The organism is Paenisporosarcina sp. P5_A11, from assembly GCF_056400705.1.
In genome coordinates, this window is record NZ_JBFUKT010000092.1 from 1 (window position 1) to 12647 (window position 12647).

Genomic DNA, 12647 nt, shown 5'->3' on the forward strand with positions numbered 1-12647 from the left:
GTTCAGAACTAAAAGCACCAGCAACAGAATAAAAAAAGGCGATTCTGAAGGTCTATTTAAAAATAGACTTTCGAATCGCCTTTTTTGAAAAAGTATAAGTTTATTAATCTACACCTTCAACTTGGAGATTGGTTTTCGACCACTCACTGTGGATTTTCACCGTTCAACTTGGGTTTCCGACACCAATTAAGTAACGTTTTCAACCAATTATTATAGCTTTTCATCCATTCGCGTAACGTTTCCAAGCATTCGCTTGGAGACGGACACCATTCCTCCGGAGAAAGACACCAGTTCCTATGCAAAGTGCGATTTGAGTGGCATTCCCCTCATTTCTTTCTGGAGTCGAGCTAGATTTCGCATGTCTTATATAGCTATGTTTATTGTTGACTTATCAGGGAATAGATCTGACAAAGCATTAAAAAAGCTAGAATAGAAGTCAAATTTCTTTAACTTTTATTCTAGCAAGTTTTTATAATATGAACTCAATCTGCAGCATATAACCGTTTGAAGCTATCAAACTTAGAATTCCAGTAAGAATTACTCAAGCTTGTAATTTGAACACGATCTCCACCAGCATGGATGAACTGGTTATTTCCAATATAGATACCCATATGAGAAATGCCAGGACGATATGTGTTCGAGAAGAAGACTAAATCACCTGGTTGAGGCTTCGACACATCATAAGATCGAGCATCAAAACCAGTCGTGTTTGTACGAGAGACATCTAGACCTGCTTGTTTATATACATAATAGATAAAACCTGAGCAATCAAATCCTGAAGTTGATGCACCACCCCATACATAAGGAATCCCTTGTAAAGGCGTAGTAATTGCGATCACTTTTTCAAAAAGTGCGTTGCCAACTACTGTTGGAGGTGCTGTTGGTACTTTAGAAGGTGCAGAGATAGGTGAAACTTCACCAGATGCTCCAATTTTTAATTTTTGACCAACACGAATAGAAGTTGACGTTAAGTTATTCCACTTCATCAATTGGTCTACTGTCGTACGGTGACGGTAAGCAATACCTGACAACGTATCTCCACTCACAATTGTGTAATTTGTGTTTGCAGGATTTGTTGGCACAGCAGGTTTTGGAGCAGGTGTAGCTGGTTTAGGTGCAGTCGGTTTAGCTTGCACAGTACCTGAAACTTTTAGCGCTTGTCCAGGGTAAATGATATGAGAAGAAATGCCGTTTAGTTGTTGTATGTTTTTTACTGTCGTTTTATAAAGGTTCGCAATTCGACCTAATGTGTCACCACTTTTTACTATGTATGTAGATGTAGTAGAAAGAGCGGGAGCATTTACTTTAGGTGCAGCTGGTTTTACTGGTGTCGAGACTGTAGTTGTTTTAGCTGGAGTGCCTTGTATTTTTAACACTTGTCCAGGATAAATAATGTGATTTGAAATGTTATTTAACGATTGGATAGACGATACGCGCGTCTTATATTTGTTTGCGATCGCACCTAAAGTATCACCACGGTTAACAGTGTGAGTAGAGGTTGCTGCTGGCTTTTCAGCTGTCTTAGCTGCAACAGGTGTGGATTGAGCAGTTACCTTAGTCTCTGATAAGTTTAATGTTTGTTTTGGAAAAATAAAGTCTGTGGATAAGTTGTTTAATACTTTTATTTGGGAAACTGAAGTTTCATTTGCAGATGCAATTTTCCATAATGAGTCACCAGGTTTAACGGTATAAGAACTTGCTTCCGCGTCCCCAACTGCAATCATTGTTGCTAATGCAGAAGTAGCTAGTACTGAAAAGGCAATTTTTTTCATACATAATCTCCCTATTTAGCGAATTTTATATCCTTTGACTTTTTATTCTAATTGTAATGCCACGATTTGACAATATAATTCTGTATATTCTGATAGAAAAGTAGAATAGTTAGATAGTTTGTACCAGTATAATTCGAAAGATATAGAAAAAATATCATACGCATATCTGAATACCTATAAAGTTGAAATGGAATTTAGGGATAAGTGAGTAACTTTGCAGAAAACAGTGTCGACTATTGTTTCCGGGTCGCTATGGACTGCAAACTTGCTACACCATAGCCACAGGAATAAAAGAGAACATTCGAAGTGACGTAGTCACTTCGAACGTTCTCTTTCTTGTAGGTAATCCTGCAGCGGGTTTGCGTTCGTCGCTCCCCTACAACATTAATGAAAACAGGATTTTTATTTTGGTTTACTAGAGAATTGACACTCACTTCATAAAAAACAAGCAGCCGAAGATGCAATTTCGGCTGCTTTTTGCATACTTTATTTCTATATAAAAAAACCTCATCCGAAAATCTCGAATGAGGCTAATACTATTTTTTAAGTTGTAAATGTTCTTTCAGTATTGCTTGTTTTTCGGCTAGTTCATCTTGATTCATATCATAATACCAAACACCATTATCTTTTTTGCCACCTGTGCCTTTTTCAAAGTACAGTTGATCAACTGTTCCAACGACATTACGATAATTTTTTTGCACGTCCATCATTTCATCAAAAGTCATATTCGTTTGGACGTTAGCTCCTAAAGCATTAAAGATACTGCGATAGTTGACCAAACTTTTAACTGATGCACCTTCGCTCATGACGGCTTGAATTACTTGTTTTTGACGATCTTGTCGACCAAAATCTCCGTTAGGATCATCATATCGCATACGAACATATGCTAAAGCTTCTTCGCCATCTAAAGTGATATTTCCTTTTGGATAATTATATTCGCCTACGGAAAAATCAAGAGTATTGTTTACATTTACGCCGCCTACAGCATCAACGATATCTTCGAAACCTTCCATATTGACTTGGACGACATAATCAATCGGTATATCTAAAAGGTTCTCTACAGTTTCCATAGACATTTCGATGCCACCAAAGGCATACGCATGATTAATTTTGTCCATAGAGCCTTTACCGATAATTTCTGTGTACGTATCACGAGGGATACTGACCATTTTAGTAGATTTATCATTTGGGTTTACCGTCATCACGATGATTGTATCAGAACGACCTGCATCACCTTTACGTTCATCTACACCGAGCATTAAGACAGAAAACGGTTGTTTTTTCTCTAATTTTACTTCTTCTACGCGCATATCTGATACTTCGCGTTCAATTGGACTATGAATATCTTTCAATGTTGCCGTGAAGCTCATATAAACACTTAATAGATAAACTCCGCCTATTACAACGAGAACTCCTAAAATTCCTACGATCCAAGGCCACTTTTTCTTCTTCTTCTTTGCATCTGAACGCTTCATAAATTAACCTCCGTTATTTTCCTGTGAAAAATGTTGATAAAGCAGATGCCCATAGTGCAGCACCTTTATCATTTGGTTCGCTATCTTCAGTTAAATATATATTCATTTCATCTTCATTACCTACTGGCCATTCTGTCCAATGATCAATATACGTAAAGCCTTTAGAAGTTAAATACGATTTAAATGATTCTACTTCTTTTGGATAATAGGCTGCTTTTGCTAATGGTTGTGAAGGGTGCACTAATAAGACGGAATCTACTACATTTTGTTTCATCCGATCATTAATTTCTTCGATATGATCAATTGAATCCTCGACAACGACTACGCCATTATTCGATAAATTCATTCCTTCTAATAAAACGACATCAAAATCGCTTGACCAATCAATTAAATCACCATCTAGTTCATCGACTAACTCCGCTGTATTTCCATCAAAAGTAATGGAAGTGGTTTCAATCAACTCACCATAAGCTTCTGATAAGTCGGTAGATAGCAATTCTCCATAACCAGGAGTTCCTTCTTCTATAGAAGAAGAGCCAATCACTAACAACTGAATTTTCTCTTTAGACTCTAGTCGGGAAGTGAAAACAGTCCTCGCTTCATCTGACATATTAGCAGTAAGAGAAGTGATTTCTTCCGCAGTAAGTGAATCACTTTTTGATTGATCGATTTTTTTATCAGACGTTCTATTTTCTTTGGATATTTCATTATTGTTTGGACTTACTTTATCAGACGCATTTACAGAAGGATTGGTTATCGATTGTATACGAGATTGATAAATATTATAACTTGCAAATAAAGTCACAATACATCCGATAATGACGAAAGTTGTAATTAATTTAGTTTTGTTCATGTGCATCTCCTTCTATATAAATAATCAGCATTTTCTTTACAATAGCATAAAGTCATGGAAAGCAGCACATGTAATTCCAGAAAATAGCCTTCTATTGGAAAAAAATTGTGATATAATGATGATTATTGTCGATATCTGTGTATAAAAGGAGTCAATCATTGATGGAAGAAACTATTAGTTTGCAAGAAGTAGGTAGAACAATACGAAAAAGAATGTCCTTAATTGCTATATTAACCATACTAGCCATTACAATCAGCGGAGTTATTAGTTATGTTCTTATAACACCGATTTACGAAGCATCCACACAAATACTGATCAACCAAGAAAAAGTAGATGCAACTGCAATAAACCCAGCTACTATTCAAGGTGATTTGCAATTAATTAATACATACAATGAAATTATTAAAAGTCCTGTAATTTTAGATAAAGTCGTAGAAGAGTTAGATATTACGTCAAGTGCTAGTGAACTGAACAGTAAAATAACGGTAAACAGTGCACAGAACTCTCAAGTAGTGAACATTACAGTGCAAGACCCAAGCCCTCAAAATGCAGTAAAGATTGCGAACTCCGTGGCAACAGTGTTTCAAGAAGAGATTAAAATATTAATGAACGTGGACAATGTCAACATCTTAGCTGTTGCACAGTTGCCGGACAACCCATCACCGATTAAACCGAATCCAATGTTAAACATGGCGATCGCAGCAGTAGTTGGATTAATGCTAGGTGTGGGAATTGCTTTCCTATTAGAATACTTAGATACATCAATTAAAACAGAACAAGATGTGGAAGATTCTTTAGGATTCCCAATACTAGGATTAGTCAGCCCAATCCCAGATAGTGAAATGGTCACAACGAATCAATCAATTGCCCAACGACGGAAGAGGGGATAAAGAAATGGCAAAGAAGAAAAAAGTTTTACAACAAGTAGCCCGCAAACTCATTGCAAACTCTAATCCGACATCGTTTGTTTCTGAACAATATAGAACGTTACGAACAAATATTAATTTCTCTATGCCGAAAGGTGAACTACAAACGGTGTTAGTAACTTCATCTTCTCCGGGAGAAGGTAAATCAACGACTTCCTCAAACTTAGCTGTTGTGTTTGCACAAGAAAATAAACGAGTTGTATTAGTAGATGCTGATATGAGAAAGCCAACATCTCATTATACATTTCATGTAACGAACACATTAGGATTATCTAATTTACTGACACGTCAAAGTTCGATTGATGAAACGGTAAAAGAAACAGGAATTGAAGGACTGCACATCATAACTTCAGGCCCTATCCCGCCAAATCCAGCAGAATTGTTATCATCCACGTCGATGGATATATTAATAAATGAACTCAAAAAACGGTATGACATCATCGTCTTTGATGCACCACCTACGCTATCAGTAACAGATGCACAAATACTAAGTAATAAATGTGAAGGTACTATTTTCGTAGTAAACTCGAAAGAAACGAATAAAGATCATGCGCAGAAAGCGAAAGATTTGCTAGTTTCAGCAAAAGCTCACATTTTAGGAGTAGTCATAAATAATTATAAATTAACTAAAGATCAAGGCTATTACCAATATTATGGAACAAGAGAGTAGAGGGGTATACCTTTGCTCTTTTGTCTTGTTTAAATCACATAGGATAGAGGGACGACATGATTATCGATATGCACAGTCATATACTGCACGGGGTGGACGATGGTCCTAAAACAATTGATGAATCGATAGGACTTTTGAAGGGAGCGGTAAAAGAAGGAATAACCGACATTATAGCAACTTCACATGCCTATCATCAACAATTCCATACAACAGTTGATGAAATTAATAAACAGGTAAGCTATTTAAATGGTGAATGTAAAAAGCTTGGTATTCCAATTAACATCTTCACAGGACAAGAGATACGAATTAACGATCAAACAGCTCAGCATTTAATGACAGGGGACGCACTAGCGCTCGCCAATTCGAAATATGTATTAATCGAATTGCCATCACAAGGAATTCCAGCGTTCACAACACAAATCATTCAACAGATTATGAATCAAAATAAAACCCCAATTATCGCTCACCCAGAACGTAATCGAGCTATTGTCGAAAAACCGAGTCGATTAGCAAGACTCGTTCAGCATGGAGCGTTGGCTCAAGTTACAGCAGGAAGTTTAGCAGGACATTTCGGTAAAACAATTCAACGGACGGCTATTCAATTGGTAGAATCAAACTTAGTCCATGTGTATGGGTCAGACGTTCACAATAATTCAACACGACCATTTTTGTTTGATAAAGGCCTTGAGTATTTAGATAAGTGTAAAATGCATGAAAATGTAGATATTTTACTTGAAAATAATGCGCGAATTTTGACGAATCAAGAAATGRTCTTATTAGAACCTAATGAAATAAGCAAAGCGAAATGGTGGAAAGTATTTTCGTAACCTTAATTTATAATGATTATTCGACAAAATGCGACATATTTTTTTGTTGACACTGCCTGTATAATAAGTACTAGTGACATTAGTTGTCGAAATAGGAATAAAGTAAGGGAATGATGGTATGACAATCAAAAAAAGAATATCTTTGTTAGTGTTTATTGACTCGTGTATAGTTCTTTTTTCGATATTTTCGGGATATTGCTTCTTATATCCCATGGGGAATCCTTCAATAAGAGGTGACTTAAGTTACTTTATAATTAGTTCTGCGTCTCTTTTAGTCGCGCATCATTTATTAGCTAGTTATTACGGTTTATATCGTAAGGTTTGGGAATATGCATCGATTAATGAACTATCCGGGATTTTTAAAGCAGTGACGTATTCCATTCTTTTTGTAGCATTGATTCAATATGTAAATCGTGGAGATATATTAGTTCGTGCCCTATTAATTACTTGGATGCTTCATATATTACTCATTGGTGGTTCAAGATTATCTTGGCGATTAATGAGGGATTCGTTTTTCAAAATCAATTCAAGTATTAAGAAAAAAACGTTAATTGTAGGTGCAGGAGCAGCCGGAAGTATGGTCGCAAGGCAACTTCTAAACAATCAAGAAAACACTGAACTTAATCCGGTCATGTTTGTTGATGATAGCCTGCAAATGCAAGGTCTAGAGATTTATGGTCTACGAGTAAAAGGACAAGTCGAAAATATTCCAGAACTTGTAGAAAAATTTAAAATCGAACATATTATTTTAGCTATTCCATCTCTATCAAAACTTGAATCTACTAATATAGCTAAAATATCAGTAGATACAGGTGTTAAAACACAAATGATTCCACGTATCGAAGATTTGATGACTGGGAAAGTATCGGTAACCGATATCCGCGATGTGAAGATTGAAGATTTACTTGGTCGTGAAGAAGTAAAACTCGATATGAAATCGATTTCAGATAACATAACTGGTAAAACAATTTTAGTAACTGGAGCAGGTGGTTCCATTGGTTCGGAAATTTGCCGACAAGTAATGAGATTCAACCCGAAACAGATAATTTTGCTTGGACATGGTGAAAACTCGATTTATTTGATAGATATGGAACTAAGAAATAATTTCCTTGGTGAGACAGAACTAAAACCTGTCATTGCGGATGTACAAGATCGTGCGAGAATATTTGATATTGTAGATGAATTAAGACCAGATGTAATCTATCACGCTGCAGCTCATAAACATGTTCCTTTAATGGAAGGAAATCCAATGGAAGCTGTAAAGAACAATATCTTCGGTACAAAGAACGTCGCAGAAGCAGCGGATACATTCGGTATAGCCAATTTCGTTTTAGTTTCGACCGATAAAGCGGTAAACCCACCTAATGTTATGGGTGCAACAAAGCGCTTTGCTGAAATGATTGTGCAGAATTTAGCTAAAGAAAGTAATACTAAGTTTGCAGCTGTTCGTTTTGGAAATGTACTAGGATCACGAGGAAGCGTAGTGCCCCTATTTAAAAAGCAAATTGCTAAAGGTGGTCCAGTTACAATAACGGATGAAAGAATGACTCGTTATTTTATGACTATTCCTGAAGCCTCGCGGCTTGTAATACAGGCAGGAACTCTTGCTAATGGTGGGGAAGTTTTTGTATTGGATATGGGGGAACCCGTTAAGATTTCTGATCTTGCGAAGAACTTGATTAGACTATCCGGATATTCAGAGAATGAGATTGAAATTAGAGAAACGGGGATACGACCCGGTGAGAAGTTGTTTGAAGAGTTGATGAATGATAGTGAGAAGCAGAGTGAGGTTGTTTTTCCGAAGATTTATATTGGGAAGGCAACACCTATTACTAAGCATGAATTAGTGTTTTTGTTGGAGAAGATTCCTACCCTTAGCGGATTAGAGTTGAAGGAATTGCTTGTAGGTACTGCTAATCGTAAGAATGTTGAAGTTAAAAGTCTGGAAGCAATAGACGCTGTTGGGTGATTTGGACGTATAAAAGCGTCCTTTTGTTATTTTAAATGATGATTGAAGGGTGAACTTATTTGTACTCATATATTAAGCGGTTGATAGATATTTTACTTTCGGGTTTAGGAATAATTGTACTTTCTCCTATTTTTCTGATGATAGCTTTATTAATAAAAACGGATTCAAAAGGAAATGTGTTTTTTAAACAAAAAAGAGTTGGAATAAATAAATCACACTTTAACATTTTAAAGTTTCGGACTATGAAGTCGGAAACTCCAAGTGATATGCCAACACACTTGTTAGGAAATGCAACATCTCATATAACAAAAATAGGATCTTTTTTAAGGAAATCAAGCTTAGATGAACTACCACAATTAATTAATATTTTCAAGGGTGATATGAGTATAGTAGGTCCTCGTCCTGCTCTTTGGAACCAATATGATTTAATTAAAGAAAGAGACAAATACAATGCAAATAATGTTTATCCAGGATTGACGGGACTTGCTCAGGTAAGTGGAAGAGATGAATTGTCAATTGTATTAAAAGCAAAAATTGATGGCGAATATGTTCAAAAAATAAATTTGGTATTGGATATATGGATCTTCATTAAAACAGTAGTAGGGGTATTAAAATCAGATGGTATTAAGGAAGGACGAAGGGAATAATGTTTTAATAGATGGTTTAAACATATTTGAATTGTATAATGGATATTTTAGTAACTACGTTTTTGTAAATATAGTTTTTAACTATCACTCGCCATATAAATAATTTATTTGAATAGTGGTAAAATATTAAGTTTTCATTTGATAGTATTCATTTCAAACAATGATATTTGAATACAATTATAAAATATAAAAAATGAAGTGAGGATTTATGAAAATAAAAGTTAGTGTGATTATACCAACATACAAGAGAACAGATACTTTGGAAAGAGCTATAAAATCGGTGATTAATCAAACTTATTTGAATACAGAAATTGTAGTTGTTGATGATAATGAACCTGATTCGGAGTTTAGAGATATTGTTAGAGGGATTATTTCGAAATTGCAGCAGGAATTTACTAATTTAATATATATAAAAAACATTAAAAATCTGGGTTCTGCAAAAACTAGGAACAGTGGAATATCCAATGCTTCGGGACAATATATAACTTTTTTAGATGATGACGATATTTATCAGTCAGAAAAAATCAAAAACCAGTTAAATTATATGTTGTCTAATGATTTAGAGATGTGCTTTACGGATTTGGTTTTGAAAAATAAAAAGGATAAAATCGTGGATATTAGAAAAAGAAACGATTTAACTAGTTTTGATAAAAACACATTATTGAAATACCATTTAATGTATCATATCACAGGTACAGCTACCTTTATGTATAAAAGCGTTTTATTAAAAAAAATAGGTGGCTTTGATCCCATTGATATTGGTGACGAGTTTTATTTAATGGTTAAAACAATTGAAAAAAGTTCTAAAATTGGCTATTTGTCAGGTTGTGATATTGTTGCCTATATACATAGTAACCATGGCGGATTATCTACAGGAGAAAATAAAATAACAGGAGAGAATACCTTATATAATTTCAAAAAGGAATATTTCAATTTATTTTCTTCAAATGAAATACGCTATATAAAATTCAGACATTACGCGGTTCTAACATATGCTAATTTAAAAAGAAGGAAATACTTTCTTGTATTAAGAAACGCTGTTTGTGCATTTATTAATGGTCCTTTTTATACAATAAAAATTTTAAAGAAATTATAATTTATAGGAATTATAAAAGGGAGTACGAGATGGATATCGAAGTTTTACTTTCAACAATGCACCAAAACGACTTATCAATAATTAATAAAATGAATATTAATACTAAAGCAATTATTATTAATCAATGTGATAATAATAGTTTTATTGAAAGCGAAAATGGTTTTGTCAAAATGTATTCATTTAAAGAACGAGGTATAGGGAGAAGCAGAAATAATGCTTTAATGAGATCTACGGCTGAAATTTGTGTATTAGCGGATGATGATATGAAATATGTTGAAAATTATAAAGAAATAATTTTTAACGMGTTTAAAAAAAATCCAAAAGCGGATGTGATTATATTTAATGTTTCAGTATTTGATGAAAATGGAAAGGTAGACAAAGTAAAAAAAAATGGACGCGTGAGAATATTTAATTCATTAAAGTATGGAGCTGTAAGTGTAGCATTTAAGAGAGAAAAAATTTACAAGAAAAATATTTTCTTTTCTCTTTTATTCGGAGGAGGAGCAATCTATAGTGCTGGGGAAGATAGCCTCTTTATAAGTGATTGTTTAAAAAAGGGACTAAAAATTTATTCAAATACAACCAAGATTGCAGATGTTTATAATTATGAATCTACGTGGTTTACAGGATACAATGAAAAATTTTTCTTTGATAAAGGTGTCTTTTTTGCGACGTTTTCAAAATATTTTTCTTATCCCTTATTATTACAATATGCATTAAGAAAGCATAATGTTTACAAGGGAAATATGGGTTTGTTAAAAGCTATAAATCATATGAAAAATGGTATAAAAATGTACAAAACTAATTAAAAGGAAGTAAATGTATGAAAAAAGTAAATAAAAATAAAAACAAAATCCTTCTTCTATTAGTTATGTTAACTATTATTGTTGTATCTTCTATTATGACTTTCTCTCTTTCAGTACTAGTAATAAATCTTTTACTAGGTTGCGTTACAATACCACTTATACTTAGTAAGAGTTATGAAAATTCTAAAATGTATGTTCTTATTTTTTTTGTTTCAATCATATTTATCTTTTTGGTTTATTTTGCTAATATGAATGCTTTTGGAAGTCCTTATTATTTGGGTGGATCTGATGATATTCAATTTGAAGAGAAAGGTCAACTAGTTGTTAATTCGCATATTTATAACCCGGCCTTTTTAAATGGAACAGTTCTTGATAGATTTGATAATGCTCCTTTCTTTTCTGTATATATTGCAGCTATTATTAATTTTAGTAATTTATATGATGGTTACAATACATTTCTGCCCAGATTCATTAATGTTCATTTACTTATATGGATTGTAATGATCTTCCAATATTTAATAAAAAAATATGCTGATTTTACTGATACAAAAACTAAAATAATTAGTTTAGTTTTTGCGCTTACTCCAAATATTCAATATATAAATGCGCATGTTTTTAGAGATACGCTTAATTTATTCCAAATATTAATGCTAGTATTTATTTTTGAAAAATTGATAAGTAATCAAAAATATTTAAGGAAGTTTTTATATTTAATTCTATTGTTTATTTTAACCTTTATCACATTTTATACCAGGGAAAATGCTTTAGTTTTTGCAGCGGGATTATGTTTACTTATCTTAGCTGAAAAAATCAAGTTGAAAAAAAGGTATCTTTTTGCGATATTAGTTCCCATTATAATGGGTAGTAATTTTCTTGCGACTGTAAAATTCGATACTTTCTTAGAATATTATTCTGAATACGTACTTAACAATACTTCTGAGGAAGGACTCAGCCGTATTATTTTTGAACAACCACTAATTCCATTCGGCATTATCTTAAGGTCGTTTTATGCTTTTATTATTCCTTTCCCAAATATTTTCAATTTATTTAAAGAATCAAATATGTATTTATTTGATTTTGTCATGTTATTAGTTTATTGCGGAGTGTTGATACAAGTACTTTTGACACCCTTTCTAATAAGAAGATTAATTAAAATGGATTGGTTAGCTTTATCTTTTTTAATATGTTTCATAGGTATAATAGCTACTACTTTTACTTTTAGGCATATAATTTTCTATTATCCTTTTATGGTTGCTCTAGCAATTGACGGATATCTTTTATCTAGTAAAAAAGCTAAACAGATTACAATGATTCTTTCGGTTGTATTAACAACTATGTTGGGCGTTATTTATATATTTTTAAAAATACTTTAATGAAATGTGAGATAAATGATGAGAATACTTTTTGTAACATTAAGTCCAACCGATCTGAATTCTTCAGCAATGTTAAGAAATAATGCACTTATTAATGGGCTGATTTTAAATAATCATCAAGTAGATATTGTGAAAATTCCTTCTATACTTAGTAATTCTTTTAATGATAGTACAATTAAATGGAATGAAAATAATATAAGATTTTTCAGTCTCAAGGCTAATAATGCATATAC

12 protein-coding genes are annotated in these 12647 nt (G+C 33.3%); 9 read left to right on the forward strand and 3 right to left on the reverse strand.

The window, feature by feature from the left end; translation table 11 throughout:
* Positions 1–482 precede the first annotated feature (482 nt).
* From AC1DOS_RS12675 to AC1DOS_RS12685, 3 genes are all read right to left on the reverse strand, one after another.
* Complete coding sequence (locus tag AC1DOS_RS12675) at positions 483–1772, reverse strand: C40 family peptidase (protein ID WP_477537797.1); 1290 nt, start codon at positions 1770–1772, stop codon at positions 483–485.
* Between the two features lie 536 nt (positions 1773–2308).
* A complete protein-coding gene (locus AC1DOS_RS12680) occupies positions 2309–3247 on the reverse strand; it encodes an LCP family glycopolymer transferase (RefSeq protein WP_477537798.1) in 939 nt (312 codons plus the stop codon).
* Between the two features lie 13 nt (positions 3248–3260).
* Complete coding sequence (locus AC1DOS_RS12685; protein ID WP_477537799.1) at positions 3261–4100, reverse strand: SGNH/GDSL hydrolase family protein; 840 nt, start codon at positions 4098–4100, stop codon at positions 3261–3263.
* Between the two features lie 161 nt (positions 4101–4261).
* On the opposite strand from AC1DOS_RS12685, the gene AC1DOS_RS12690 reads away from it, so the two are divergent.
* The 9 genes from AC1DOS_RS12690 to AC1DOS_RS12730 all read left to right on the forward strand — a co-directional run.
* The gene (locus AC1DOS_RS12690) at positions 4262–4990 is read left to right on the forward strand and encodes a YveK family protein (RefSeq protein ID WP_477537800.1); all 729 of its coding nucleotides are present in this window, start codon (positions 4262–4264) and stop codon (positions 4988–4990) included.
* A 4-nt stretch (positions 4991–4994) separates the two neighbouring features.
* Positions 4995–5696 carry a CpsD/CapB family tyrosine-protein kinase gene (locus tag AC1DOS_RS12695; protein ID WP_477537801.1) on the forward strand — a complete coding sequence of 234 codons (702 nt, stop codon included), beginning with the start codon at positions 4995–4997 and terminating at the stop codon, positions 5694–5696.
* A 56-nt stretch (positions 5697–5752) separates the two neighbouring features.
* Positions 5753–6523, forward strand: coding sequence for a tyrosine-protein phosphatase (locus AC1DOS_RS12700; protein ID WP_477537802.1), 771 nt, complete (start codon positions 5753–5755; stop codon positions 6521–6523).
* Positions 6524–6641: 118 nt separating this feature from the next.
* Positions 6642–8492, forward strand: a complete 1851-nt coding sequence (locus AC1DOS_RS12705) for a polysaccharide biosynthesis protein (RefSeq protein ID WP_477537803.1) — start codon at positions 6642–6644, stop codon at positions 8490–8492.
* Positions 8493–8551: 59 nt separating this feature from the next.
* On the forward strand, positions 8552–9139 hold the full coding sequence (locus AC1DOS_RS12710; RefSeq protein ID WP_477537804.1) for a sugar transferase: 588 nt from the start codon (positions 8552–8554) through the stop codon (positions 9137–9139).
* A 208-nt stretch (positions 9140–9347) separates the two neighbouring features.
* Positions 9348–10235, forward strand: a complete 888-nt coding sequence (locus tag AC1DOS_RS12715; RefSeq protein ID WP_477537805.1) for a glycosyltransferase family 2 protein — start codon at positions 9348–9350, stop codon at positions 10233–10235.
* Positions 10236–10264: 29 nt separating this feature from the next.
* Positions 10265–11044 (forward strand): glycosyltransferase family A protein, encoded by a 780-nt coding sequence (locus tag AC1DOS_RS12720; RefSeq protein WP_477537806.1) that lies wholly within the window; start codon positions 10265–10267, stop codon positions 11042–11044.
* 14 nt (positions 11045–11058) lie between these two features.
* Positions 11059–12414 carry a hypothetical protein gene (locus AC1DOS_RS12725; protein WP_477537807.1) on the forward strand — a complete coding sequence of 452 codons (1356 nt, stop codon included), beginning with the start codon at positions 11059–11061 and terminating at the stop codon, positions 12412–12414.
* 18 nt (positions 12415–12432) lie between these two features.
* Positions 12433–12647 (forward strand): hypothetical protein (locus AC1DOS_RS12730; protein WP_477537808.1); only part of this gene is annotated, 215 nt, incomplete at its 3' end.

Coding starts and splice junctions, on each gene's coding strand:
- AC1DOS_RS12675 (WP_477537797.1), bottom strand. CDS start 1,772: ATGAAAAAAATTGCCTTTTCAGTACTAGCTACTTCTGCATTAGCAACA.
- AC1DOS_RS12680 (WP_477537798.1), bottom strand. CDS start 3,247: ATGAAGCGTTCAGATGCAAAGAAGAAGAAGAAAAAGTGGCCTTGGATC.
- AC1DOS_RS12685 (WP_477537799.1), bottom strand. CDS start 4,100: ATGAACAAAACTAAATTAATTACAACTTTCGTCATTATCGGATGTATT.
- AC1DOS_RS12690 (WP_477537800.1), top strand. CDS start 4,262: ATGGAAGAAACTATTAGTTTGCAAGAAGTAGGTAGAACAATACGAAAA.
- AC1DOS_RS12695 (WP_477537801.1), top strand. CDS start 4,995: ATGGCAAAGAAGAAAAAAGTTTTACAACAAGTAGCCCGCAAACTCATT.
- AC1DOS_RS12705 (WP_477537803.1), top strand. CDS start 6,642: ATGACAATCAAAAAAAGAATATCTTTGTTAGTGTTTATTGACTCGTGT.
- AC1DOS_RS12715 (WP_477537805.1), top strand. CDS start 9,348: ATGAAAATAAAAGTTAGTGTGATTATACCAACATACAAGAGAACAGAT.
- AC1DOS_RS12725 (WP_477537807.1), top strand. CDS start 11,059: ATGAAAAAAGTAAATAAAAATAAAAACAAAATCCTTCTTCTATTAGTT.